This is a genomic window from Caulobacter sp. Root487D2Y (assembly GCF_001427165.1).
Lineage (GTDB): Bacteria > Pseudomonadota > Alphaproteobacteria > Caulobacterales > Caulobacteraceae > Caulobacter.
In genome coordinates this window covers 315702-341965 of the sequence record NZ_LMFD01000010.1, presented here as the reverse complement: position 1 = coordinate 341965, position 26264 = coordinate 315702, and the positions used below count along the sequence as shown (strand labels likewise).

The 26264-nt window shown below is 68.4% G+C and carries 16 protein-coding genes; 11 read left to right on the top strand and 5 right to left on the bottom strand.

All coding sequences use genetic code 11. The features are described from left to right. The first annotated feature begins 2 nt into the window (after window positions 1-2). From ASD38_RS11495 to ASD38_RS11485, 3 genes are all read left to right on the top strand, one after another. Window positions 3-587, top strand: coding sequence for a response regulator (locus ASD38_RS11495; RefSeq protein ID WP_056460218.1), 585 nt, complete (start codon window positions 3-5; stop codon window positions 585-587). Beyond that, complete coding sequence (locus tag ASD38_RS11490) at window positions 584-1063, top strand: hypothetical protein (RefSeq protein ID WP_056460217.1); 480 nt, start codon at window positions 584-586, stop codon at window positions 1061-1063. Before ASD38_RS11495 ends, ASD38_RS11490 begins: the two co-directional genes overlap by 4 nt. 333 nt (window positions 1064-1396) lie before the next feature. Continuing rightward, entirely contained in the window at window positions 1397-4399 is a 3003-nt protein-coding gene (locus ASD38_RS11485) for a TonB-dependent receptor (protein ID WP_442857035.1), read from the top strand. A gap of 109 nt (window positions 4400-4508) precedes the next feature. On the opposite strand, the gene nagA is transcribed toward ASD38_RS11485, so the two are convergent. The 3 genes from nagA to ASD38_RS11470 are packed head-to-tail and all read right to left on the bottom strand — an operon-like array spanning window position 4509 to window position 7546. Then, complete coding sequence (gene nagA / locus ASD38_RS11480) at window positions 4509-5660, bottom strand: N-acetylglucosamine-6-phosphate deacetylase (protein ID WP_056460214.1); 1152 nt, start codon at window positions 5658-5660, stop codon at window positions 4509-4511. Beyond that, a complete protein-coding gene (locus tag ASD38_RS11475; RefSeq protein WP_056440414.1) occupies window positions 5660-6751 on the bottom strand; it encodes an SIS domain-containing protein in 1092 nt (363 codons plus the stop codon). Before ASD38_RS11475 ends, nagA begins: the two co-directional genes overlap by 1 nt. A 51-nt stretch (window positions 6752-6802) precedes the next feature. Continuing rightward, entirely contained in the window at window positions 6803-7546 is a 744-nt protein-coding gene (locus ASD38_RS11470) for a GntR family transcriptional regulator (RefSeq protein WP_056440415.1), read from the bottom strand. Window positions 7547-7803: 257 nt separating this feature from the next. On the opposite strand from ASD38_RS11470, the gene ASD38_RS11465 reads away from it, so the two are divergent. The 8 genes from ASD38_RS11465 to ASD38_RS11430 all read left to right on the top strand — a co-directional run bounded on the left by ASD38_RS11465 (window position 7804) and on the right by ASD38_RS11430 (window position 22588). After that, window positions 7804-10590: a TonB-dependent receptor gene (locus tag ASD38_RS11465; RefSeq protein ID WP_056440417.1), complete on the top strand. Its 2787-nt coding sequence runs from the start codon at window positions 7804-7806 to the stop codon at window positions 10588-10590. A gap of 269 nt (window positions 10591-10859) precedes the next feature. After that, on the top strand, window positions 10860-13178 hold the full coding sequence (locus ASD38_RS11460; RefSeq protein WP_235523822.1) for a family 20 glycosylhydrolase: 2319 nt from the start codon (window positions 10860-10862) through the stop codon (window positions 13176-13178). A gap of 27 nt (window positions 13179-13205) precedes the next feature. Then, on the top strand, window positions 13206-15716 hold the full coding sequence (ptsP, locus tag ASD38_RS11455; RefSeq protein WP_056460210.1) for a phosphoenolpyruvate--protein phosphotransferase: 2511 nt from the start codon (window positions 13206-13208) through the stop codon (window positions 15714-15716). A 3-nt stretch (window positions 15717-15719) separates the two neighbouring features. Then, window positions 15720-17465: an N-acetylglucosamine-specific PTS transporter subunit IIBC gene (gene nagE / locus ASD38_RS11450; RefSeq protein WP_056460208.1), complete on the top strand. Its 1746-nt coding sequence runs from the start codon at window positions 15720-15722 to the stop codon at window positions 17463-17465. A gap of 30 nt (window positions 17466-17495) precedes the next feature. Then, complete coding sequence (locus ASD38_RS11445; protein ID WP_056460206.1) at window positions 17496-19070, top strand: tryptophan halogenase family protein; 1575 nt, start codon at window positions 17496-17498, stop codon at window positions 19068-19070. Continuing rightward, entirely contained in the window at window positions 19067-20665 is a 1599-nt protein-coding gene (locus ASD38_RS11440; RefSeq protein ID WP_056460204.1) for a tryptophan halogenase family protein, read from the top strand. Before ASD38_RS11445 ends, ASD38_RS11440 begins: the two co-directional genes overlap by 4 nt. After that, window positions 20662-21384, top strand: coding sequence for a DUF6445 family protein (locus tag ASD38_RS11435; RefSeq protein ID WP_056460202.1), 723 nt, complete (start codon window positions 20662-20664; stop codon window positions 21382-21384). Before ASD38_RS11440 ends, ASD38_RS11435 begins: the two co-directional genes overlap by 4 nt. Window positions 21385-21751: 367 nt before the next feature. After that, a complete protein-coding gene (locus tag ASD38_RS11430) occupies window positions 21752-22588 on the top strand; it encodes an alpha/beta fold hydrolase (RefSeq protein WP_056440430.1) in 837 nt (278 codons plus the stop codon). Between the two features lie 180 nt (window positions 22589-22768). Here ASD38_RS11430 and ASD38_RS11425 read toward each other — a convergent pair whose 3' ends face one another. After that, entirely contained in the window at window positions 22769-24460 is a 1692-nt protein-coding gene (locus ASD38_RS11425) for an alpha-glucosidase (RefSeq protein WP_056460201.1), read from the bottom strand. A gap of 83 nt (window positions 24461-24543) precedes the next feature. Beyond that, window positions 24544-26142 (bottom strand): hypothetical protein, encoded by a 1599-nt coding sequence (locus ASD38_RS11420; RefSeq protein WP_056460197.1) that lies wholly within the window; start codon window positions 26140-26142, stop codon window positions 24544-24546. Window positions 26143-26264 lie beyond the last annotated feature (122 nt).

The following is a 26264-nucleotide window of genomic DNA, read 5'->3' as shown; positions in this document are numbered from 1 at the left end:
CCATGCGCGAACCGCTTCACGCTTCGACCCGCATCAATCTCGAAAAGGTCGAGCTGCTGCTCGTCGACGACAGCGTCCCGTCCCTGAACCTGCTGGCCCAGGTGCTGGTCGGCTTCGGCGTCACGAACCTGACGCGCGCCGACAGCGCCAAGGCGGCCCAGACCCTGCTGCGCGAACGCACCTTCGACCTGGTCATCAGCGCCACCAACATGGCCGGGGTCGACGGTTACGAACTGGTCAAATGGCTGCGCCGCGGCGCCCTGGAGGCCAACCGCTACCTGGCGGTGATCCTGGTTTCCGGCCACACCCCGCCGTCGCACGTGTTCAAGGCGCGCGACGCCGGCGCGAACTTCACGATCGCCAAGCCGATCACGCCCAAGATCGTGCTGGAACGCATCCTGTGGGCGGCCAAGGAAGATCGCCAGTTCATCGAATGCGCGACCTATCTGGGCCCCGACCGGCGGTTCAAGAACGACGGGCCCCCGCCCGGCGCCAAGGGGCGCCGTCGCGAGGATCCCCCGCAGGCGCTCCGGCCGCCGGCCGCGCAGGCCCAGGGCGGGGCCGACCCCGAGAAAGTGAAACCATGAACACCGTCCGCAAATTCCGAGCGCCCAACCGGCTGTCGATGCTGGTCCGGGCCGACGGCGGCGTGATGGCCAAGGACGCCCTGGCGGCCGCCGACGCGGCGCTAGAGCCGTTGCGCGCCGAATCGCTGGCGGTGCTCGACGCCGCCCTGGCCGAGATCGAGAGCCGGTTCGGCAAGTCGGCGGCGGCCACCCGCGCCGCCGGCGTCTATCAGGACCTCTACACCCTGGCCCTGCGGATCATCGACGTGTCGGGCTTCCTGCCGGGGTCCTGCGTCGATCAGGCGGCGATCTCGTTCTGCGCGCTGGTCGACAACTGCGCGGAGGCCGACGCCTGGCGCTGGGACGCCGTCGACGTCCACATCAACGCGCTTCGGCTTTTGCGGACGGCCGATCTGGGTCCCGACCAGCGGCGCGCGGTGATCGAGGGGCTCAACAAGGTCAGCCAGCGCGGGTCGAAGGCGACCGAGGGGCTTTAGGCCGCGGGCCAAGCTTGGCCTGAATGTGACCGAAACGACACGATCGCGGACCCGCTACGTTTCGCCACGCTTCAGCCATCTTGTGAATACCGGTTTCATTTGATACCGCTGACATTGCTACCGGTGTCAGGACAACATCTCACAGAGATGTGACACCGGTGTCAAAATGACGGCCTGGGGGCGGTCGCGCGGGAAGTGAAGCGCGTACGCACCCTCGGCCGGGCGATGCGAGAGCGTCGTTCAAAAGAAACGTGGTCACGGGAGGAGGATACATTGTCTCAGGTCTCTAAGCAGCGCGTTCGCGCGCTGAAGCTCGGTGCTTCCAGCGGCGCCATGCTCATGGCGCTGGCGATGGCCGGAGCCGCCGCCGCGCAGGAAACGCCCGCGCCCGCGCCCGCCGACGACACCGTCGAGGCGGTCGTGGTCACGGGCTTCCGGGCCAGCCTGGCCAACGCCCTTGACGTGAAGCGTCGCGAAAACGACCTCGTCGACGTCATCAAGGCGCAAGACATCGCCGACTTCCCCGACCTGAACCTGGCGGAATCGCTGCAACGCGTGCCGGGCGTGTCGATCGACCGTGACGGCGGCGAAGGCCGCACCATCACCGTCCGCGGCCTGAACGCCGACTTCACCGTCGTGCGCCTGAACGGCCTGGAAGCCCTGGCCACCACGGGCGGCAAGGACGGCTCCGGCGGCGCCAACCGCAGCCGCCAGTTCGACTTCAGCATCTTCGCCTCGGAACTGTTCAACAGCGTCACCGTGCGCAAGTCGACCTCGGCCTCGAACGAAGAAGGCTCGCTGGGCGCGATCATCGACCTGCAGGCCTCGCGCCCGTTCGACTTCAGCGGCCCGGCCATGAGCATGGGCGCCAAGCTCGGCTGGAACGACCTGTCGCGGAAGACCGATCCCCGCTTCACCTTCCTGGCCAGCAACCGCTGGGACACCGGCATCGGTGAAATCGGCGCCCTGATCTCGGTGGCCTACGCCGAGCGCAAGACGCTGGAAGAAGGCTCCTCGACCGGCCGTTGGGAAAACCCCAGCGTCAGCAGCAACTCCTCGACCATGTTCCCCGGCCCTGCCGGCTCGACGGGGGCCGGCACGCCGGCGGTCTGCAACAACAACGGCAATTATAATCCCGTCAGCGGTCCGCCGCTGACCTGCGCCCAGATCGGCGGCGTCACCGGCGGCACCACTGTCACCGACGCGGCTGAAACTGGCACCGCCAACAATCTGTGGCACCCCCGCATTCCGCGTTACGGCCGCCTGGAGTACAACCAAAAGCGCCTGGGCGTGACCGGTTCGCTGCAATGGCGTCCGACCGAGAACTCGACCCTGACCTTGGACGCCCTGCTGGCCAAGTTCACCAACGACCGCGACGAAACCTATCTGGAAATCATCTCGTTCAGCCGCAGCGGCCAGGGTCTGCCCCAGACCGACGTGGTCAACTTCGCGGGCGACAACAAGGGCAACCTGATCAAGGGCACGTTCGACGACGTCGACGCCCGCGTCGAGTATCGCCACGACGATCTGTCGACCGAGTTCAACCAGTTCACCCTGACCTACGACACCCGGTTCGGTGATCGCGGCCACTTCAGCGCCATCTACGGCCAGTCGCGTTCGATCCAGGACAACCCGGTCCAGACGACCTTCTCGTTCGACCGCTACGACAGCGACGGCTACAGCTACGACTACTCGGCCAACGACAAGCTGCCGTCGTTCAACTACGGCTTCGATCCGACCAATCCCGCCAACTTCCAGTACAGCAACAGCACCGCCAAGGGCGACGCTTCGCTGCTGCGCATGCGTCCCAGCAAGGCGGTCAACACCTTCAAGACGTTCCGCGCCGACGTCGACTACGAAGTCATGGACGGCTGGAAGCTGCGCGCCGGCGCGGCCTGGAAGGAATTCGGCTTCAACTCGTGGGAAAAGCGCCTCTATTCGCGTAACCTGGCCGCGACCGGCAGCACCTACACCGCCGAGGCGGGCTTCGCTCTGCCGGGCGGCGCCACGGTGGCCGACGTCTCGCGCCTGATCACCGGCTTCGGCCGCGGTCTGGATCTGCCGGCCGGCACCCCGACCTCGTGGATCGCCCCCGACCTGGCCAAGCTGCAGTCGGTCTACGGCTACAACTGCGACTGCATCAACAACTACGGCGACTTCCGTCTGAGCGTCCTGAACCAGCTGGGCGCCTTGCGCGAAATCACCGAGAAGGACAACGCCTTCTACCTGCAGGCCGACTTCGACCAGGACCTGTTCAACATTCCCGTGCGCGGCAACTTCGGCGTGCGCTACGTGAAGACCCAGCAGGACGCCCTGGGCCACTACAACAAGGGCAGCACGGCGCCGGTCCCGGTCACCCTCGGCAACGGCACGATCATCAACGAAACCGTGCCCGTCGACGCGGTCCAGACCACGTCGCGCGAATACACCAACACCCTGCCGTCGCTGAACATCTCGGCTCAGCCGCTGGAGAACTTCTTCATCCGCTTCTCGGCCGCCAAGACGATGACCCGTCCGCAGCTGCAGAACCTGACCCCGGGCTACACCGGCATCAGCCAGTCCAACCAGACCCTGACGCGCGGCAACCCCGAGCTGGACCCGATGCTGTCCAACAACCTGGACCTCAGCTTCGAATGGTATCCGGACAAGGAAACCCTGCTGTCGGCGGGCTTCTTCCAGAAGGACATCAAGTCCTACATCCAGACTTCGGCCGTCGTCATGCCGTGGTCGGAAACCGAGCTGCCCGACAGCCTGCTGTCGAACGGCAACACGGCTGACACGCCGTTCACGGTCACGACCCAGATCAACACCCCCGGCGGCAAGCTGAAGGGTTACGAGCTGAGCATCCAGCGTCCGTTCACCTTCCTGCCGGCGCCGTTCGACAAGTTCGGCGGCATCCTGAACTACACCCACGTCAAGAGCGACATCCAGTACGTCATCAAGAACCCGACGTACGGCGGCACGCCCCGTGTCCAGACCGCCCCGGCGGTGCTGCTCACCCAGCCGCTGGTGAACCTGTCGCCCAACGCCTACAACGCCACGCTCTACTACGAGAATGGTCCGTTCAAGGCCCGCGTCTCGGCGTCGTATCGCGACGAGTACCTGATCCAGGTCGCCCCGGCGGCCACGAACAACAACGATGTTCGGATCAAGGAAGACACCATGAACGTCGACACGCAGGTCAGCTACGAGTTCGGCAAGTTCACGGTCACCTTCGAGGGCATCAACCTCACCGACCAGGCCGACAGCAAGCTGGACGACTCGGTCCGCCGCATCTCGGAAGAGTACGTGCACTTCGGTCGCCAGTACTATCTGGGCGTGAAGTACAAGTTCTAGGTCGCATTTCCTCCCCGAAACGACCAAAGGGCGCTGGTGAAAACCAGCGCCCTTCTTTTTGTCTTCTCTGGATCCGCCGATCCCGGCGTCCGCCGGACAGGCGGCAATCCTAGGTGTTGGAGACGCCGTCGATCCAGGTCCGGCGCACCTGGAGGTCGTCGTCCAGCAGCACCAGATCGGCCGCCAGGCCGGCGCGGATGGTCCCGCGCTGGCCCGCCAGGCCCAGGAAGGCGGCGGGCGTCGCCGAGGCGATCGACACGGCCTTCTCCAGCGACAGGCCCAGCATCGACATGGCGTTGCGCACCGCGCCGATCATGTCGAGGTCCGAGCCGGCCAAGGTGCCGTGATCGTCGACGCAGACCCCGTCGACCACCCGGATATGCCGACCCTGAAGATCGAAGCTCTTGTCGATCATGCCAACCGTCGGCATGGCGTCGCTCACCAGCATGAACCGGTCCAGCGGACGGGTGCGCAGGGCGATGCGCAGCACGGCCGGATCCACGTGGCGGCCGTCGACGATGATTCCGCACCAGGCGGTCTGGTTTTCCAGGGCCGCGCCGACCACGCCGGGCTCGCGGCTGGCCAGCGGCGACATGGCGTTGAACAGATGGGTGAAGCCGGTCAGGCCGGCGTCCAGCGCCTTGCGCACCGTGGCGTAGGCGGCGTTGGTGTGGCCCGCGGCGACGCGCACTCCGGCGACCGTCAGACGACGGACCATCTCGGGCGTGGTGGTCTCCGGCGCCAGGGTCACCAGGGTCCTGCCGCGCTTGAGCGAGCTCAGCAGGGTCACGGCCTCGTCGTCGAGGGTCCGGAACTTGCTGGAATCGTGGATGCCCTTGCGCTTCACATTGAGGAACGGGCCTTCGATATGGACGCCCAGCACGCCGGGCACGCCGGCCTCGATGGCCTGTTCGGTCGCCCGCATGGCCGCGTCGACCACGGTCAGGTCGTCGCTGATCAGGGTCGGCAGGAAGCCGGTGGTGCCGTAGGGGCGGTGGGCGGCGCCGATGGCGGCGATCGCCGCGACGGTGGGCGAATCGTTGAACAGCACCCCGCCGCCGCCGTTGACCTGGGTGTCGATGAAGCCGGGGACCAGCAGGCCGCCGCCCAGGTCGTGGCGCGGGGCGCCGCCAAACGACCCTGGCGGCGTGTCAGCGCTGTCCATGACGCCGTCGATCCGTCCGTCGCGGATCGCCACGGCCTTGCCGTCGACGATCCCTTCCGGCGTCAGGATGCGGCCATTGACGAGAACAGACTGCATCAGACGGTTTCTGTGACCTTGTTGAGGTGCGGCGGGCTGTCGGGATCATAGCCGCGCGCCACCGACAGGGCGTTGGCCATGCGATAGAAGCTCTGGATCATCAGGATCGGCTCGATCACGGGGTGGGCGGCCAGGGCGGGCAGCACGCCGGCGCCTGTTTCTCCGGCGCCGGCCAGCAGGACGTCGCCGCCCCGCTCGGTCACGCCCTTGGCCATGGCGTCGACGCTGTCGCGGCTCTCGTCGTTCTGGGCGAAGACCAGCACCGGGAAACCCGTCTTCACCAGCGCCATCGGGCCGTGCAGCACCTCGGCGGCGCTGAAGGCCTCGGCGTGCAGGCCGCAGGTTTCCTTGAACTTCAGGGCCGCCTCCTGGGCGACGCCGAAGCCGACGCCGCGTCCCAGCACATACAGATTGCGGGCCAGTTTCAAGCGTTCGACGGCCGGCGTCCAGTCCAGGGCCCAGGCTTCGGCGAGCAGGGCGGGCAGGGTGGACAGGGCGGCGGTCAGGTCGTCGTCCTGGGTCCAGGCGGCGACCAACTGGACGATGGCGGCCAGGGCGGCGATGTAGGACTTGGTGGCCGCGACGCTCAGTTCGGGGCCGGCGTGCAGCGGCAGCACTTCGTCGGCCAGGGCGGCCAGGGGCGAGCCGGTGTCGTTGACCAGGGCGATGACGAAAGCGCCGGCCGCCTTGGCGGCCTGCACCGCGGCCAGCAGGTCGGGGCTCTTGCCCGACTGCGAAATGGCCAGATAAAGCACGTCGCCCAGGTCCTGATGGGCGGCGTAGACGGAAGCGACCGACAGGGCGGCCGAGGAGGTCAGAACGCCGGTGCGGGTCTCGACCAGATACTTGGCGAAGGTGGCGGCATGGTCGGAGCTGCCGCGCGCGCAGGTGACGACGGCGCGGGGCGGGTTGGCGCGCAGGCGCTGGGCGATCTTGGCGGCGCGGGCGGCGTTGGCGCTCAGCTGGGCGGCGACGGCTTGCGAGGCCTGGCCGGCCTCGAGGAACATGCGGGTCGATTCCGCCGTCAGCCGCCCACGCCCGGAAGAGGGTTCGGCGGGGGGTGCGGGTCGGGTCAAGACGTTGGCCTCCAAGACGCGTTCCTTCACATAAGCGCGCGGGGCGGACCCCGTTCAGTGCGGCCCTCAGGAGAGGGCGTTCAGCTCGGCGACGAAGTCATAGGCGTCGCCCCTGTAATAGGATTGAGTGACCTCCACCGTGCGGCCGTCAGGCAGGAAGCTCCGGCGCTCGATCAGCAGGCCGGCGTCCTTGACCGGCACGCCCAGCAGAGCGGCCTGCTCGGCGGTGAACAGCACCGCGCGCAGCCGTTGCAGGGCGCGCGCGGGCCGGTGGCCAGTGGCTTCCAGCGCCTCGTAGAGGGAGACGCCCACCACCTCGGCCGAGGGCAGGGCGAAGCCGGCGATCGTGGAGTACTCCAAGGCCATCGGCGCGCCGTCGGCGTAGCGGATGCGGGCGAAGCGGAAGACGGGCGTGCCGGGCGACAGGCCCAGGGTCAGGGACTCCTCGGGGGTGACCGAGCCCTCGGCCTTGCTGATCCATTCGCTGCGCGGCGTGCGTCCGCGCGAGATCATGTCCTCGGTGAAGGACGACAGCTTGGAAAAGCTCTTCTCGACCCGGGCGGCGACGAACGTGCCCGCGCCTTGGCGACGAGTCAGCAGGCCCTCGCTGACCAGGCCGTCCAGGGCCTTGCGCACGGTGATGCGCGAGATGCTGAACTCCTCGGCCATGTCGCGTTCGGCGGGCAGGGCGTCGTCGGGCGCGAGGATCTTCTTCTGGATGGCTTCGCGCAGCGCGCGCTGCAGCTGCTTGTAGAGCGGCGCGTGATCCTGGCCCTGCGGGTCCAGCCCTCCGATCCGTTCAGAAAACATCGTCAATTCGGCACCCCCGCGCAAATCCGCGCCACCCCATGACCACCGGGATAGCATATGACCATTTTCGTACCAATAAGAACATGGTCTGTAATTGGTTCTTTTTTGGCCTTGTCATCCGATAAATTTCCGTCACAGTCGCCTTCCGAGGCCCGAGAAGTACCGCATTCTACGGATGTCCGCAGATAATTGGTATCAGATTGGGCTTGGGGTTCGGCTCCGGGCCCAAGGGTCCGGAAAAAGGGGAGAAGCCGGGTATGCGAAATTTCCACAAGACCATTCTAACAGCGTCCGCCAGCGTTTTGGCGGTGATGGCGGCCGCGCCCGCGTTCGCGCAGGATAAGCCCACCACCGTCGATGAAGTCGTCGTCACCGGCATTCGTGCTTCGCTGCAGGCTTCGGTCGACGCCAAGCGCAACGCCGACGCCGTGATCGACGTGATCACCGCCGAAGACATCGGCAAGTTCCCGGACAAGAACGTCGCTGAGTCTCTGCAGCGCGTTCCCGGCGTCACCATCCAGCGCGAGTTCGGCGAAGGCGAGCGCATTTCGGTTCGCGGCACCGCCCCGACCCTCAACCGCACCCTGCTGAACGGCCACGCGGTCGCCACCGCCGACTGGTTCATTCTCGACCAGTTCAAGGCCAGCCGCAGCTTCAACTATCTGATGCTGCCGTCGGAAATCGTCGGCAAGGTCGAGGTCTTCAAGAGCCCGGTCGCCGACATCGACGAAGGCGGCGTGGGCGCAACCGTCAACGTGCATACCCGCAATCCGTTGGACCTGGCGCCGATCTCGATCTCGGGTTCGGTCCAGGGCGTGTGGGACGAGAAGTCGGACAAGACCACCCCGAGCGCCTCGGCCATGCTCAGCTGGCACAACGACGCCAAGACCTTCGGCGTTCTGGGCGGCCTGATCTACGACAAGCGCGAGATCCGCCGCGACGGCATCGAGGTGCTGGGCTACGAGAACGTCACCAACGCCTCGGGCAACGTCACGGGCCTGCCCGCCGGCCAAACGGCGGTGACCCCCAGCCTGATCGGTTCGTCCTACTTCAAGCAGACGCGCGAGCGTAAGGGCGCGAACATCGGTGTCCAGTGGTCGCCGACCGACAAGCTCGACGTGAATTTGACCGGCCTCTATTCGAAGATGGACGCCGACAACATCAACCAGAACTACATGGCCTGGATCACCAACAAGATCTCGGGCCTGGGCGCCGCCGGGGCCAACTTCAACATCCAGCAACTGAGCAACGGCACCGCGACCAAGGGCACGTTCAACGCGATCGGTGGCCAGGGCGTTGTGTTCGACGCCATCGACCGCATCGCCCACACCCAGGTCCGCTCGATCGACCTAGACACCACCTATCGTCCGGCCGACGACTGGACGTTCCACGCTCGCGTTGGCTACACCGACGCCGAGGGCGCCACCGACCTGCAGCCGTTCTGGGAAACCAGCGCGGCCACCGGCGTCAGCTACGACCTCTCGGGCGGCCTGCCCAAGGTGTCGTTCAGCAGCATCAATCCGGCCACCGCCGATGATGAGATGGAACTGGGCTGGGCCTCGGCCAACACCACCGCCAACGACGACAACGAATTCTACACCTTCGTCGACGGCGAGAAGTTCATCGAAGGCAGCGTCTTCACCTCGGTCAAGTTCGGCCTGAAATACACCGACCACGATCGCGACGTGGACCAGACCTATGGCCAGCGGCGCGCTCTCCTGCCCTGGACCGCTCCGGGCGCCACCGCTTGCGGCGGCCATCCCTGCTCGCTCGCCGACGTTCAAGGCGGCCTGACCCCCAGCGACTATCTGGAGGGCATCAAGGGTCCGGGCGTCATCAGCAGTTACCTGACCGCCGACAGGAACAAGATCGAGGCGATCTACGCCGCGCTGCCCAAGGCGGCGGTGTGGAACTCCGCGATCGGCGCCACCCAGGCCGCCGGCTGCGACGGCCTGCTGAACTGCGACCACTTCGGCCCGCTGGAAAGCTTCACGTTCAACGAGAAGACCGTTGGCGGTTATGTCCTCGGCAAGCTCAAGGGCGAGAACTGGCGCGGCAACGTTGGCCTGCGCGTCGTGCAGACCAAGGTCGAGACCTCGGCCTGGAAGGTCGGCGTTCCGACGGGCACGCCGGGCGCGGTCAACAACCCGTTCGGCCTGATCGCTCCGGTGGACGCTGGCCAAGAGTATACGGACGTCCTGCCGAGCGCGAACTTCTCGTTCGACCTGCGCGACGACCTGGTCCTGCGTCTGGCCGCTGGCCGCACCTTGTCGCGCCCGGACTACGCCCAGATGGCCGCGTTCACCTCGCTGACCGAGTCCCTGCTGACCGGCAGCGGCGGCAACCCGAACCTCGATCCGTACCGCGCCAACCAGTACGACGCGTCGGTGGAATGGTACTTCGCGCCGCAGTCGATCCTGGCGGTCGGTTTGTACTACAAGGACATCTCGACCTACATCGTCCAGGGCGCGTTCGTGGAGCGCCAGCCGCTCCAGCTGAACGACCCGACCGATGCGCGGATCACCAACCCGGCCAACAACTGCGTGCTGACCGGAACCAACCTTTACACCTGCAACTACCGCATCGGCCGTCCGATCAACGTGGCCGGCGGCGAGAACAAGGGCGTCGAAATCAACTTCCAGATGCCCGTCTGGAACGGCTTCGGCGTGCTGGCCAACTACACCTACTCGGACGCTTCGTCCTCGTCGGGCGTGCCGGTGCCTTCGAACTCGAAGAACATCTTCAACGTCAGCGGCTACTACGAGAACGAGCGTTTCAGCGCCCGCCTCTCGTACAACTACCGGTCCAAATTCTTCGTCGACTACGACGCCGAGCGCGGTTTCCGCGAGCTGTGGTCGGACTCGATCAAGTCGCTGGACGCCTCGGCCAGCGTCAACCTGACCGAGAACATCTCGCTCAGCGTCGACGCGATCAACCTGACCGACGAGAAGCTGACCGAGAGCTACGACAACGACAAGAACCGTCCGGCCCGTATCTACAAGAACGGCCGCATGGTCTTCGGCGGCGTCCGGTTCAAGTTCTAGTCCGCGTACCGGGGCCTTCGGCGTTCGCGCCGGAGGCCCCGTCCTTCCTCCCGAGATCGTTGCATCGGAGGCGGCATGGTTCAGGATCACCTCATGACCTGCTCGCCGCCGATCGCAGCCAAAGTCCTCCTGACTGCAAGCACGGAGCTGGGGCGGAGCGGTCAAACGCTCCGCCCGCTTTTTGCCGCCGGCCAGCGGGTGAGCGATCCCTCATGACCTTTCCGACCCCATGCGCTCCGACGACCGTCAGGGGGCGCGCCCTGAGAGCCTTGGCGGTCCTTTCGGCGTCCGTCGCCGCGCTGACCCTGGCGTCCGCGGCGTTCGCGGCTTCCCCCGCGACGAACGGACCGGACCTGACCCTCACCCCGGCGCCGGCCCAGGCGACGATGGGGCAGGGGACCTTCGCCCTGACCGCCAGGACCCGGATCTTCGTCGCCAAGGGCGATGTCGAGGCCCGCGTCGTGGCCGGCCAGCTCTCCGACATGCTGCTGAAGGCCCGGGGCCTGAAGCCCGCCGTAGTGGAGGGCGCGCCGCCCGCCGGCGAGGCCGCCATCGTCCTGGCGCGCGGCGCGACCTCAAGCGACAAGGCCGAAGCCTACGCCCTGAGCGTCGCCCCGACCGGCGTCACCGTCACCGCCGCCAAGCGCGCCGGCCTGTTCTACGGCGCGGTCAGCGTCTGGCAGCTGGCCGTGCAGGACGCCGCCAAGGGTCCCGCCCAACTGCCCGCCGTCGCCATCGACGACGCCCCGCGCTTCGCCTGGCGCGGCTTCATGCTGGACAGCGCCCGCCACTTCCAGAGCGTCGATACGATCAAGGCGATCCTCGACGCCATGGCCGCCCACAAGCTGAACGTCCTGCACTGGCACCTGGTCGACGACCAGGGCTGGCGGCTGGAGATCAGGAAGTACCCGAAGCTGACCAGCGAGGGCGCCTGGCGCGTCCCGGCCGGGGCGGCGGGGCGTGATCCCAAGACCGGCAAGCCGATCCGGTACCAGGGCTTCTACACCCAGGACCAGGTGCGCGACCTAGTCGCCTACGCCGCGGCGCGCGGGATCACCATCGTCCCCGAGATCGAGATGCCCGGCCACGCCCTGGCGCCCTTGGTCGCCTATCCCCAGTTCGGCATGACCAAGACTCCGCCGCGCGAAAGCATGGGCGACTGGGGCGTGTTCCCCTACCTCTACAAGCCCAGCGACGAGACGTTCGGCTTCCTCAACGACGTGCTCGACGAGGTCATGGACCTGTTCCCCTCGCCCTACATCCACGTCGGTGGCGACGAGGCCGTCAAGGACCAGTGGAAGGCCAGTCCCGAGGTCCAGGCCCAGATCCAGGCCCTGGGCGTCAAGGACGAGCACGGCCTGCAGAGCTGGTTCATCCAGCGGGCCGAGAAGCACATCAACGCCCGCGGTCGCCGCATGATCGGCTGGGACGAGATCCTAGAGGGCGGCCTGGCCCCCAACGCCACGGTGATGTCCTGGCGCGGCGTCGAGGGGGCGGTGGCCGCCGCCTCGCAGGGCCACGACGCGGTGCTGGCGCCTGACAGCACGCTCTACATGGACCGCCGCCAGAGCGCCTCGGCCGACGAGCCGCCCGGCCGGATCAAGATCGTCAGCCTCAAGGACGTCTACGACTTCGACGCCGCCCCCGCCGCGCTCACGGAGGCCCAGCGCGCCCACATCCTGGGCCTGCAGGCCACCGCGTTCACCGAGCACATGCGCACCGACGACCGGCTGGAGACGATGACCTTCCCCCGCCTGATCGCCGTGGCCGAGAATGGCTGGACGCCGGAGGCCAAGCGCGACTGGAAGAGCTTCTCCGACCGTCTGCCGGCCGAGACCGCGCGGCTGGACGTGCTGGGCGTGGCCCACGACACCGTGCCCTACGAACCTCAGGCCACCCTGCGCCCCGCCGACGGCGGCCGGGTCTCGGTCGCCCTGGCCTCTGGCCTGGGCCTGGGCGAAATCCGCTACACCCTCGACGGCAAGGCCCCGACCAAGGCGTCCGGCCTCTACGAAACGGCCCTGGCCGTCGCGCCGGGCAAGACCGTCCGGGCTCGGACGTTCCTGGGCGACGACGCCCTGGGTCGGATCCGCGACTACCCCGTCAGCCTGCTGGCGGCCAACACCCGCAACAGCCACCAACTGGAGCTCTGCGGCGACGGCATCAACCTGTCGCTTGAAGACGACGCGCCGGTGAACGGGCCTCGCGCCGTGTTCGCGGTCAACCTGATGAACGCCTGCTGGGTGTGGAAGGGCGCGGACCTGTCCTCGCCCCTGACCCTGAGCGCCCGCATCGGCCAGGTGCCGTTCAACTTCCAGATCGGCGCCGACAAGGCCAAGATCCCGCTGCGCGCGCCGGCCACGCCCGAGGGCGAGCTGGAGGTGCGGATCGACGGCTGCGGGGGCCAGCGGATCGCCGCCATCCCGCTGGGCGCCGCCGCCCGCGGACCGGGCCTGGCCACGGTGTCGGGCGTGCTGCCCAAGCGGGGCGGCGTCCATGACCTCTGCCTGACCTTTACAGCGCGCACGGTCGAGCCGACGCTGGTTCTGGACCAGGTCACGCTGACCCCGACCAAGACCAAGAACTAGACTCTCCAGGAAGCAGGAAGCGTACCGGTGGCCAATCTCGTACTGTCCTCGCCGCTCAAGGGCTGGATCGCCCCGCTCGACGAGGCGCCCGACGCGGTGTTCGCCGAGCGCATGCTGGGCGACGGCCTGGCCATCGATCCGCTGGGCTCGACCCTGCACGCCCCCTGCGACGCCCGGGTGATCGCCGTGCACGCCACCCGCCACGCCGTCACTCTGCGGGCCGACAACGGCGCCGAGATCCTGATGCATGTGGGCCTGGAGACCGTCGGCCTGGGCGGCGAGGGCTTCGAGGTCCACGTCAAGGACGGCGACGCGGTGAAGGCCGGCGACACGCTGATCAGCTTCGACCTGGACCTGCTGTCGCAGCGCGCCAAGAGCCTGATCACCCCGGTGGTGGTCACCAATCCCGACGCCTTCCAGATCGTCCGCCGCGAGCAGGACCACGTCGCCTGCGTCGGCGACTTCCTGATGGAGCTGGCCCCGGTGGGCGGCGCGGGCGCGGTCCTGGCGATCGCCGAGGGCGAGGTGTCGCGCGAGGTCGTCGTGCCGCTGCAGCATGGGGTCCATGCTCGCCCGGCGGCCCGCATCGCCGAAAGCGCCCGCAAGTTCGCCGCCGAGGTGGCCCTGGTCGCGGTCAACCGCCGGGCCAGCGCCAAGAGCCCGGTCGGCGTGATGTCCCTGGCCATCCGCCACGGCGACCGCATCAGCGTCGTGGCCTCGGGTCCGGACGCCGACTTCGCCGTGGCCGCCATCGTCGAGCTGATCGAGAGCGGCATGGGCGAGAGCGCGGCCTTGCCGCCGACCGCCACGCCGGCCGCCGTGGTCGAGGCCGTCCGCGCGGCGCCGCCCAGCGAGCCCGGCCTGCTGCGCGGCGTGATGGCCGCTCCGGGCCTGGCGATCGGCCAGGCCGTGCGCTTCGTCTCCAACGACATCGTCGTGACCGAGGCCGGAGCGGGCGCCGGGCATGAACGCGCCGCGCTGGAGGACGCCCTGGCCCAGGTGAGCGCCAGGATCGAGAAGGCCGCCGGAAAGGGCGACACCGCCCGCAAGGCCATCCTGGGCGCCCACCTGGCCTTCCTGGAAGACCCCGAACTGACCGCCTCGGCCCACCGGCTGATCGCCGACGGCAAGAGCGCGGGCTTTGCCTGGCGGCGCGCCGTGGGCGGCTATGTCGAGGCCCTGCGCGGCCTGGGCGACCGCCGCCTGGCCGAGCGCGTCGACGACCTGATCGACCTGGAGCGCCAGGTGCTGCGCGCCCTCAGCGGCGAGGAGGACGAGGCCCGGACCCTGCCGGTCGGCGCCATCCTGCTGGCCGACGAGCTGTTGCCCTCGCAACTGATGGGCCTGGAGGCCGGCCAGGTCGCGGGCTTCTGCACCGCCAAGGGCGGGCCGACCTCGCACGTGGCCATCCTGGCCGCCGCCATGGGCATCCCGGCCGTCGTCGCCGCCGGCCCGGGCGTGTTGGACGTCACCGAGGGCGCGGGCCTGATCCTCGACGCCGAGAACGGCACGTTGCGCGTCGGCCCCGACGCCGCCCAGCTGGCCAGCGCCCAGACCGCCATCGCCGCCCGCCACGAGCGCAAGGCCGCCGCCAAGGCCGCCGCCCACCAGGAGAGCCGCACCGCCGACGGGACGCGCATCGAGGTGTTCGGCAACGTCGGCTCGCTGAACGACGCCCTGGCCGCCGCCGTCAACGGCGCGGAGGGCAGCGGCCTGCTGCGCACCGAGTTCCTGTTCCTGGAGCGCGAGACCCCGCCCGACGAGGATGAACAGGCCCGCCAGTACCAGGCCATCGCCTCGGCCCTGGACGGCCGCCCGCTGATCATCCGCACCCTGGACGTCGGCGGCGACAAGGCCGCGCCCTACCTGCCGATCCCGGCGGAGGACAACCCGGCCCTGGGCCTGCGCGGCGTGCGCGTGTCGCTGTGGCGGCCGCACCTGCTGAAGACGCAGCTGCGGGCCATCCTTCGTGTGAAGCCGCTGGGCCAGTGCAAGATCATGGTCCCGATGATCGCCAGCCTCGACGAACTGCGCGCCGTCCGCGCCGTGCTCGAGGAGGCCAAGCGCGAGATGGGCGTCACCGAGCGCGTCGAGCTGGGGGTGATGATCGAGACCCCGGCCGCCGCCGTCACCGCCGACCTGCTGGCCGCCGAGGCCGACTTCCTGTCGATCGGCACCAACGACCTGACCCAGTACGTGCTGGCCATGGACCGGGGCAATCCGGAGCTGGCCGGCCGCATCGACGCCCTGCACCCGGCCGTGCTGCGGATGATCGCCCAGACCTGCGCCGGCGCGGCCAGGCATCGGCGCTGGGTGGGCGTCTGCGGGGGCCTGGCCTCCGACCTCGTCGCCGTGCCGGTGCTGATCGGCCTGGGCGTCACCGAACTGTCGGCCACGGCCGCGACCGTGCCGGAGGTCAAGGCCCTGGTCCGGACGCTGAATGTCGAGGCCTGCCGGGCCCTGGCCCGCCAGGCGCTGGACCAGACCTCGCCCGAGGCCGTCCGAGATCTCTGCAAAGCCTTCCAGGCTGGAGCCTAAGCGATGAAGTCCCCGCTCGAATTCCTCCAGCCCCTGGGCCGCGCCCTGATGCTGCCCATCGCCGTCCTGCCGGTGGCGGGATTGCTGCTGCGGCTGGGTCAGCCGGACCTGCTGAACATCGCCTTCATGGCCGCGGCCGGCGACGCGATCTTCTCCAACCTGGGCCTGCTGTTCGCCATCGGCGTGGCCGTGGGCTTCGCCAAGGAGAACAACGGCGCGGCGGGTCTGGCGGGCGTGGTCTGTTTCCTGATCGCCACCGAGGGCGCCAAGGCCCTGTTGCACGTGCCGCCGGACGTCACGGCCGGCTTGATCAAGGCCCATGCGGATCTCGCGTCGGCCGCCTACAAGGCCAAGGCCCTGGCCAAGCTCAGCGTGCCGGTCGGCATCGCCTCGGGCCTGGTCGGCGGGGTGTTCTACAACCGCTTCTCGACGTTCAAGCTGCCCGAATACCTGGCCTTCTTCAGCGGCCGGCGCTTCGTGCCGATCATCAGCGGCGTGGCCGGCCTGCTGATCGCCGTGCTGATCGGCCTGGGCTACGACGGGATCAACGGCGCGGTCGACGGGGCCAGCCGGGCCATCGTCGGCTCGGGCGAGCTGGGGCTGCTGGTCTACGGCTTCCTGAACCGGATCCTGATCGTCACCGGCCTGCACCACATCCTCAACAACATCGCCTGGTTCGTGATCGGCGACTATCACGGCGCCACCGGCGACCTGCGGCGGTTCTTCGCCGACGACCCCAGCGCCGGCGGCTTCATGAGCGGCTTCTTCCCGGTGATGATGTTCGGCCTGCCCGCCGCCTGCCTGGCCATGTACCACACGGCCCGTCCGGAGAAGAAAAAGGCGGTCGGCGGCATGCTGACCTCGCTGGCCCTGACCTCCTTCCTGACCGGCGTGACCGAGCCGATCGAGTTCAGCTTCATGTTCCTGGCCCCGCTGCTCTACGCGGTGCACGCGGTGCTGACCGGCGTGGCCATGGCGGCGATGAACGCCCTGGACATCAAGCTGGGCTTCACCTTCTCGGCCGGCCTGTTCGACTACGTCCTGAACTTCGGCAAGGCGACCCATCCGCTATGGCTGCTGCCGTTGGGCGCGCTGTACGCCGGCGTCTATTACGGCCTGTTCCGGTTCTTCATCGTCAGGTTCGACCTGAAGACCCCGGGGCGCGAGGCGGACGACGCGGTCACCGTGGAGGCCGCCACGACCGGCGGCGGCCGCGGGGCCGACTTCGTTCTGGCGCTCGGCGGGACGGGCAATCTGGTGTCGGTCGACGCCTGCACCACGCGCCTGCGCCTGATCGTCGTCGACCAGGGCGCGGTCAGCGAACCGGCCCTGAAGGCCCTGGGCGCGCGCGGCGTGGTCAGGCCGTCGGACAAGGCCCTGCAGGTGGTGCTGGGCCCGATCGCCGACGGCGTGGCCGGCGAGATCCGCGCGGCCATGGGTGCGCCGGCTCCAGCCGCCAAGCCGGTCGCCGTCGCGGTCAAGGCCGCCGCCTTGCCGACCGCCGTCGACGACAGCAGGGCCGAGGCCCTGATTCTCGCCCTGGGCGGTTCGACCAATGTCGAGGCGGTGGGCGCCTGCTCCAGCCGCCTGCGTCTGGTGGTCCGCGACAGCGGCCGGGTCGACGAGGCGGCGCTCAACGTCCTGGACTCGCGCGGCGTGGTTCGGGTCGGTGAGCGGTCCGTGCACGTGGTGCTGGGTCCCGACGCCGAGCGAATCTGCGACGCTGTGCGCTGCCTGCTGCCGGGTTGATGGAAGCGGCGCCACTTTGAGGGGGAAGGCGTGACAAAGCCGATCAATGAAGTCCTGATCGTCGGCGGCGGTACGGCCGGCTGGATCACCGCCGCCTACCTGGCCCGCAAGCTGGGCGCCAACCGTCCCGACGGGGTCCAGATCACCCTGATCGAGTCCAGCGAGATCGGCATCATCGGGGTGGGCGAGGGCACGATCCCCACCATCCAGACGACGATGCGCGAAATCGGGATCGACGAGGCCCGATTCATGCGCGGGGCCGGCGCGACCTTCAAGCAGGGCATCAAGTTCGTCGACTGGACCACGGCGCCGGTCGGCGGCTCGCACAGTCACTATTACCACTCGTTCAGCCGACCCCACACGCTGGGCGGCCTGGACCTGGCCCCCTACTGGATGCTGGGCTGCGCGGGCGATGCGCCGTTCTCCGAGGCCGTGACCCTGCAGGACACGGTCTGCGAGGCCGGCAAGGGCCCCAAGCTGATCGACGATCCGCAATATTCCAGCCCGCTGGGCTACGCCTATCATTTCGACGCCGGCAAGCTGGCGACGCTGATGCGCGACGTCGGCAAGGAACTGGGCGTGCGCCACCTGATCGGCAATGTCGAGGGCGCGCGACTGGATGAGACCGGCGCGATCGCCGCGATCGTCACCCGCGAGCACGGCGAGCTGACCGCCGGTCTCTATGTCGACTGCAGCGGTTTTTCGGCCAAGCTGATCGGCGAGGCGATGGGCGTGACGTTCGTCGACGACAGCGACACGCTGTTCGTCAACCGCGCGGTGGCCATCCAGGTCCCCTACGACCGGGCCGACGCGCCCGTGGCCACCACCACCATCTCGACCGCTCACGAAGCCGGCTGGACCTGGGACATCGGCCTGCCTGAGCGGCGGGGCGTCGGCTATGTCTATTCCAACAACCACACCAGCGACGACCGCGCCGAGGAAGTCCTGCGCGCCTATGTCGGCCCGGCCGCCGAGGGGCTGAACGCCCGCCAGCTGAAGCTGCCGATCGGCCATCGCCAGAAGCTGTGGGTCAAGAACTGCGTCGCCATCGGCCTGTCCGGCGGCTTCCTGGAGCCGCTGGAGGCGACGGGCATCATGCTGATCGAGGCGGCCGCCTGGATGCTGGGCCGGTTGTTCCCGCGTTCGGGCGACCTTGCGCCGACCGCCGCCCAGTTCAACGAGGCGATGGGCCTGCGCTACAAGGGCGTACTGGACTTCATCAAGCTGCACTACTGCCTGACCCAGCGCACCGACAACGACTTCTGGATCGACAATGCGCGGCCCGAAAGCATCCCGGACTCTCTGCGGGCCCTGCTGGAGATGTGGAAGACCCGCGCCCCCGACCCGTTCGACTTCGGCACCGTCCATGACAGTTTCGAGGTCTTCAACTACCAGTATGTTCTCTACGGCATGGGCTTCAAGACCGACCTCTCGGCCAATCTTTCGGCCTATCCGCACCTGGAGGCGGCGCGGCGCGAGTTCGCGCGGCTGAAGAACGCGGCGGGACGGGCGGCGGCGGCCATGCCCGACCATCGGACCCTGCTGGACGAGATCTACCGCAGCGGTTTCCGGCGTCCCACCCCTCTGGGAGCGGCGGCGCGATGAGCGACGCGCCGTCGATCGACCACATCCTGATCGTCGGCGGCGGCACGGCCGGCTGGATGACCGCCGCCTACCTGGCCCGGCGGCTGGGCTCGACCCGGCCGGACGGCGTGCGCATCACCCTGATCGAGTCCAGCGAGATCGGCATCATCGGGGTGGGCGAGGGCACCTTCCCGACCATCCAGAACACCATGCGCACGATCGGCGTCGACGAGGCGCGGTTCATGCGCGAGGCCGGGGCGGCCTTCAAGCAGGGCATCAAGTTCGTCGACTGGAAGACCGCGCCCCAGGACGGGGTCCACAGCCACTATTACCACCCGTTCGCCCAGCCCCGGCTGCTGAACGGCGGCCTGGACCTGGCGCCCTACTGGCTGATGGGCGAGGCGGGGAACATCCCGTTCTCCGACGCCGTCACCCTACAGGACAAGGTCTGCGACGCGATGCGCGGGCCCAAGCGGCTGGACGATCCGCAGTACGGCGGGCCGATGACCTACGCCTACCATTTCGACGCCGGCAAGCTGGCGGGCCTGCTGCGCGACGTCGGCAAGGCCACCGGCGTCAAGCACGTGCTGGGCAACGTGCTGAGCGTCAACAAGGCCGAGGACGGATCCATCGCTTCGGTGACGACCCGCGAGCACGGCGACCTGGTCGCCGACCTCTATATCGACTGCACCGGTTTCGCCGGGGCTCTGATCGGCGAGGCCATGGGTTCGGCCTGGATCGACAAGGGCGACACCCTGTTCGTCGACCGCGCCCTGGCCCTGCAGGTCCCCTACGACCGCCCCGACGCCCCGGTGGCCGCCACCACCATCTCGACCGCCCACGAGGCCGGCTGGACCTGGGATATCGGCCTGCCCGACCGGCGAGGCACGGGCTATGTCTATTCCAGTCGTCACACCACGGACGATCGCGCCGAACAGATCCTTCGCGGCTATGTCGGCAAGGCGGGCGAGGAGCTGAGCCCGCGCCTGCTGAAGCTGAAGGTCGGCCACCGCGACCGGCACTGGATCAAGAACTGCGTCGCCGTCGGCCTGTCGGGCGGCTTCCTGGAGCCGCTGGAGTCCACCGGCATCGTGCTGATCGAGGCCGCCGCCTACATGCTGGCCCGCAACCTGCCGCGCCGGGGCGGGATGGAGGCCGCTACCCGCCAGTTCAACGCGGCGATGACCGACCGCTACCTGCGGGCTATCGACTTCATCAAGCTGCACTACTGCCTCAGCCGGCGCACCGACGACGGCTTCTGGACCGACAACGCCGACCCGGCCTCGATCCCCGAAAGTCTCCAGGACCACCTGGCGATGTGGAAGCACCGGCCGCCCAACGTGTTCGACTTCCCGAACCTGCACGAGAGCTTCAAGTACTTCAATTACCAGTACATTCTGTACGGTATGGGCTTCGAAACGACGGTCGATCCGGCCGCCCACGTGCATGGCGACCTGGCGCGGGCCGACTTCGGCCGGGTGCGCGAGGCGGGGCTGCGCGCCGCCGCCAGCCTGCCCGACCATCGCGCCCTGCTGACCGACGTCTATACGAAGGGCTTCTCGACCAAGGCTCCCGACCTCGCCACCGCCGAGGCCGGCGAGGCGCCGCGGCGGTGAGCGCCGCCGCCTTCGCGCCGGGTCTCGATCCCCGAGTCGAGCTGCTGCGTATCGGCCGTGAGGCCCATCCGGTGCTGATCCTCGACGGCTTGCTGACCGGCGCGGAAAGCCTGGTCGACTACGCCGCCGACACGGCCGTCCTGGCCCCGGTCAAGGCCGCCGCCAACTTCTATCCCGGCGTCCGGGCGCCCGCTCCGCCGGGCTATGTCCAGGCGTTGATCACCGCCCTGCGGCCGCATCTGGCGGAGACGTTCGGCGCGCCGGCGGGCGGCAAGGCCCACCTCACCTGCGCCCTGTCGATGGCCACCCTGCCGGCCGACCAGGCCGGCCTGGCCCAGCGTCTGCCGCACATCGACACCACCGCGCCCAGTCAGCTGGCGATCCTGCACTATCTGTGCGGTCCGGAGCACGGCGGCACCGCCTTCTACCGCCATCGCGCCACCGGCTTCGAGGCGGTCGGCCCCGAACGTGGCGGGGCCTATTTCGCCGCCCTGCGCCAGGAGATGCAGGCCGCGCCGGCCACCGACGGCGGCGGCTACATCGTCGCGTCCAACGCCCTCTACGAACAGACCGGCGTGGTCGCGCCGGCCTTTAATCGCATCATCGTCTACGCCAGCAACCTGCTGCACGCCGGTGTGCTGCCCGACCGCCCCGTCAGCCTCGACCCGCGTCGCGGACGGTTGACGGCCAACACCTTCTTCCGCTTCGAGACCGCCTGACCGCCAGCCTAATCGCGCGCGGTTGCATGAATTTGCGACGTGCGGCGCTCCGGCGTGCGGAACCTTCAAGTCACCGCAAGCATGTCCAAGCCCGGGCTGGCGAAAACGCCTAGCTTCCGACGGATTTCGGCGACACGCGCCGGATCGACAGCGAGGCGAACGCATGGCCACATCCTCCGGTGAACAGGGTCCGCGCGAGCAGGGCTTCGGCGAACAGGGTCCGGGTGAACGAGACGGGGCGTCGCGGCGCCACGTGGTCACCAGCGGCCTGAGCCTGGCTCTGATGAGCGCGCTTCCGTCCCTCTCCGCGTCCACATCGTCGGCGGCGACTCCCAAGGCCTCGCCCAAACTTCCAGGAGACAGCATCATGAGCAGCGGCTTCGTCACCACCAAGGACGGCACGCAGATCTTCTACAAGGACTGGGGTCCCAAGACCGCCCAGCCGATCGTGTTCCACCACGGCTGGCCGCTGAGCGCCGACGACTGGGACAACCAGATGATGTTCTTCCTGGCCGAGGGCTTCCGGGTCATCGCCCACGACCGTCGCGGCCACGGCCGGTCGACCCAGACCGACACCGGCAACGAGATGGACACCTACGCGGCCGACGTCATCGCCCTGGCCGACCACCTGGACCTGAAGAACGCCGTCCATGTCGGCCACTCCACCGGCGGCGGCGAGGTCATCCACTATGTGGCCCGCGCCAAGCCGGGCCGCGTGGCCAAGGCCGTGCTGATCGGCGCGGTGCCGCCGATCATGGTCAAGTCCGCCAAGAACCCGGGCGGCCTGCCGATCGAGGTGTTCGACGGCTTCCGCGCCGCCCAGGTCGCCAATCGCGCCCAGTTCTTCCACGACGTCGCGGCCGGCCCGTTCTACGGCTTCAACCGCCCGGGCGCGAAGGTGTCGCCGGCCACGGTCGAGAACTGGTGGCGCCAGGGCATGATGGGCGGGACCAAGGCCCACTACGACTGCATCAAGGCCTTCTCGGAAACCGACTTCACCGAGGATCTCAAGTCGGTCGACGTGCCGGTGCTGCTGATGCACGGCGAGGACGATCAGATCGTGCCGATCGCCGACTCGGCCCTGATCGGCATCAAGCTGCTGAAGAAGGGCACGCTGAAGACCTATCCGGGCCTGCCTCACGGCATGTGCACGACCCACCCGGAGGTCGTGAACCCGGACCTGCTGGCCTGGATCAAGGCCTAGGGCGGGGGGCGAACCTCAAGCTTCGTGCGTTCTCCTCGTCCTTCGACAAGCTCAGGATGAGGAGAATGGCGGACGCCCTGCAACGGAGCGAGACGCTCTAAGTTCGACCTCGTCCTGAGCTTGTCGAAGGACGAGGTCGTGCACGGCGCTTGAATGTCGATACGCCCCTTGTTTTCGCGGCTAGACGTCTCGAACCGCCAGGATCACCGAGGCCCAACCCGCCAGCGTCACGACCTGGCCTTCGACCTCGGCGGCCCCGAACGCCGCGCCCTCGACCGTCAGGCCGTCGGGCAGCGCATAGCGCACCGTCTCGCGGCCGAAGTTCAGCAGCACCAGCAGGCGCTCGCCCCGGCGATAGGCGAAGACCTGTTCGTGGTCGGGGTCGATGTCGCGGTAGCCGCCCTCGCGCAGGTCGGCCGATCCGCGCCGGAAGGCGATCAGGGCGCGCGTGTGGGCCAGCACCGAGCCCGACCGCGCCGCCTGGTCTTCGGCATTGATCGTCGACGCGTTCGGATTGACCGGCAGCCAGGGCTTGCCGCTCGTGAAGCCGCCGTTCGGCCCGGACGTCCACTGCATCGGCGTGCGGGAATTGTCGCGGCCCATCGCGCGGGCGTTGGCCAGGTATTCCGCTTCCGACACCCGGTGCTTCACGTCGCGCCAACGGCCCCAGACCTCCAGGTCGTCGAAGTCGTCCAGGGTCTGGAACGGATAGTTGGTCATGCCCAGCTCCTCGCCCTGATAGAGGAACGGCGTGCCGCGCTGGGTCAGGATCAGGGTGTTGAGCACCTTGGCCGAGCGCTCGACCCAGGCCGGATCGTCGTCGCCGAAATGCGAGACCGAGCGCGGATTGTCGTGGTTGGACAGGAACTGGGTGTTCCAGCCGAACGGCCCGGCGGCCTGGTCCAGTTCGGTGTAGAGGGCCTTCAGCCGGGGCAGGGTCCAGGACGTCTTGCGCCAGCCGTCGATGTCCATCCGCACGATGTCGAAATTGATCACCAGGTCCAGCTCGCGGCGGCGGCTGTCGATCAGGTCGCGGGCGTCCTCGGGCCGCAGGCCGAACGCCTCGCCGACGGTCATGGTGTCGTAGCGGTCCAGGACCTCGCGGCGCATCTCGCGCAGATAGTCGTGCAGCTTGGGGCCGGCGGCGTAGACGAACTGCGGCGCGCGGCGCTCCGCGGGCGTCAGGTCCGGCAGGCCCGGCTGTTTCGAAATGAACGGGATCACGTCCATCCGGAAGCCCGACACCCCCTTGTCGAGCCAGAACCGCATCAGGTCGTGGACTTCCTCGCGGACCTTGGGGTTCTCCCAGTTCAGGTCGGGCTGCTTGGCGGCGAAATAGTGCAGGTAGTACTGGCCGGTGCTTTGATCGAAGGTCCAGGCCGGCCCGCCGAAGAAGGCGCTGTAGTTGTTGGGCGGGCCCCCACCCAAACTGGCGTCGCGACCGGCACGCCAGATATAATAATCCCTATACGGATTATTGCGTCCCTTGCGGCTCTCGACGAACCAGGCGTGTTCGTCGCTGCTGTGGTTGACCACCAGGTCGATGATCAGCCGCATGCCGCGCGCGGTCATGCCGGCCAGCATGGCGTCGAAGTCGGCCATGGTCCCGAACTGGGCCATCACCTTGCGGTAGTCGCGGATGTCGTAGCCGTTGTCGGCGTTGGGGCTGTCGAAGTGGGGCGACAGCCACACCACGTCGACGCCCAGAGCCTTCAGATAGTCCAGCTTCGCCGTGATGCCCGGCAGGTCGCCCACCCCGTCGCCGTCGGTGTCGAGGAACGATCGCGGATAGATCTGATAGACGACCGCGTCCTTCCACCAGGGGCGCCCGAGGGCGGTGTCGGCGGTCGGTGTCGGTTGGTCATCGCGCACGAACGGTCTCTCCCAGGCCTGGCCCGGGCGACGCTAACCGATTTCGACGCCGAGGTCAGAGGGGGCCGGCCCCCTTTCCCTTGTCAGAACGCGATGATGGCCTGCACCATCGGCACCCAGGCCGTCATGCCGGCCGTGTAGGGGGTGAAGGTGCCGCTGTAGGGCACGTTGACCGTCCGCATCAGCTCCGCGGACAGCCACATGCGCTCGGTCGGGACGAAGTACCACTTCAGGCCCACGCCCGCCTCCCAGGAGTCGCGGAACTCTCCGAACACCCTCGAGCCGCGGCCGTACACCATCAGCTTCTGGGGAGCGATGAACGTGGCCGCCGACAGCTCGAAGCCGTGATCGAACATGTGCTTGATGGGAATCGGACCGTCGGCCTCGAAGTCATCCACCCAGCGGAAGTAGTACTGGCCGTTGAGCGACCACCCGTTCCGTTTGACGCCCCCGTCGATCGCCCACATTTCGTAGGTGGCCTTGTCCACGGTCACGCCCGGCGCGAAGGCCCCGGTGCTGAAGGTCAGCACGCCGTCCGAGTTGTACATCGACGTGTTCTCGGGGCTCGACTGGTCGAGGTTGGTGAAGCGGTCTTCCCTCGACCGCGTGTACGACGTGCCCAGGCGAATGCGCAGATCCGACGAGGCGTAATAGTCGTCGTACATGTTGCGCGACTTGCCCGGCGGGCCGTAGTCGCCGAGCGGTTCCCACCAGACGCTGCCCGAGCCCATCAGATTGGTGTCGATCTTGGCGGCCGAGATGTTCAGCGTGTTGAGCCCGTTGCCGACGAACGCCAGGTAATGCAGGCCGTGCGGGAGGTCCCCGTTGGCCCAGATCCCCTGGGTGAAACCAGGACGGAAGAAGTTGTCCGCCATGGTGCGGTCGGTCGACTGGAAGAACGGGAAGGTGTTCACCAACGAGCGGCTGCCGGGAACGCCCGTATAGCCGCCCCAGAGCGTGAAGGCCTTGTTGAATTGCCAGCCGATGTTCCCCGCCACGACGATCGAGGCCGACCCGGCGGACGTCCACACGGTGGAGCTGTAGCGCAGTCTCCGGTCAAAAATGTAGCCGCCCAGGATGAACATCGAGCGGTTGACGGTGATGTCGTTGCGCGGATTGACGGTGCGAACGACGCCCAGATGATCGGTGAAGGTTTCGTCGGTCGAGGTGGTGTTGAGGTACCGGACCTGGGTGTTGACGTTGAACTTCAGCAGGAAGGGGACCTTGGCGTCGTCGGGGTTCTCCCAGATGACGATGCCGTCCTGGTAGCGGTCGACAAGTTTCCGCGTGACTGAATCTTCCGGTTCCGTCGCGGCGGGCGGCGCCGAGGCCGCCACCTGGAGCGGCGCTGTCGCGGGCGCCGCGGCCGCGACAGGCGGCGGGACGGGTCGCGGGGCCGCCGGCGTGGTCTGACCGCCCAGCTGTTGCTCCAGCCGGTCGAGCGTCTCCGTCAGCGCCTTTTGCTGTTCCTGCATGGCGCGAAGCTGCTCTCGCACCGCCGTGACCTGCTGTTCCAGTTCGGCGGGCGTGGCCGGCCGCGCGGGCGCCTGCGCATGGGCGGCGGTCGCGACCATCGTCGTCAGGGCGCCGACCGCGATGGAAAGCCCCAGGCGCGCGCGCCGTCGTCCGCGGCGATCGCGCGACCCGGGCTCCTGCCCCGAACTGGCGATCGGTCGCGCCATCGCCCGCCTCAGCCGAGCCTGACGGAGACGGCGAGACCGCCTCGGGAGGCCTTGGCGGTCGGGGCTCCGGTCGACAAGGCCCTGGCGCCGCGCGCCATGAAGGCGCGACGCTCTGATCCGGC

Excerpts from the sequence above, each read along its gene's own strand:
- ASD38_RS11495 (WP_056460218.1), top strand. The coding sequence starts at position 3 with ATGCGCGAACCGCTTCACGCTTCGACCCGCATCAATCTCGAAAAGGTC.
- ASD38_RS11490 (WP_056460217.1), top strand. The coding sequence starts at position 584 with ATGAACACCGTCCGCAAATTCCGAGCGCCCAACCGGCTGTCGATGCTG.
- ASD38_RS11485 (WP_442857035.1), top strand. The coding sequence starts at position 1,397 with ATGCTCATGGCGCTGGCGATGGCCGGAGCCGCCGCCGCGCAGGAAACG.
- nagA (WP_056460214.1), bottom strand. The coding sequence starts at position 5,660 with ATGCAGTCTGTTCTCGTCAATGGCCGCATCCTGACGCCGGAAGGGATC.
- ASD38_RS11470 (WP_056440415.1), bottom strand. The coding sequence starts at position 7,546 with ATGTTTTCTGAACGGATCGGAGGGCTGGACCCGCAGGGCCAGGATCAC.
- ASD38_RS11465 (WP_056440417.1), top strand. The coding sequence starts at position 7,804 with ATGCGAAATTTCCACAAGACCATTCTAACAGCGTCCGCCAGCGTTTTG.
- nagE (WP_056460208.1), top strand. The coding sequence starts at position 15,720 with ATGAAGTCCCCGCTCGAATTCCTCCAGCCCCTGGGCCGCGCCCTGATG.
- ASD38_RS11440 (WP_056460204.1), top strand. The coding sequence starts at position 19,067 with ATGAGCGACGCGCCGTCGATCGACCACATCCTGATCGTCGGCGGCGGC.
- ASD38_RS11430 (WP_056440430.1), top strand. The coding sequence starts at position 21,752 with ATGAGCAGCGGCTTCGTCACCACCAAGGACGGCACGCAGATCTTCTAC.
- ASD38_RS11420 (WP_056460197.1), bottom strand. The coding sequence starts at position 26,142 with ATGGCGCGACCGATCGCCAGTTCGGGGCAGGAGCCCGGGTCGCGCGAT.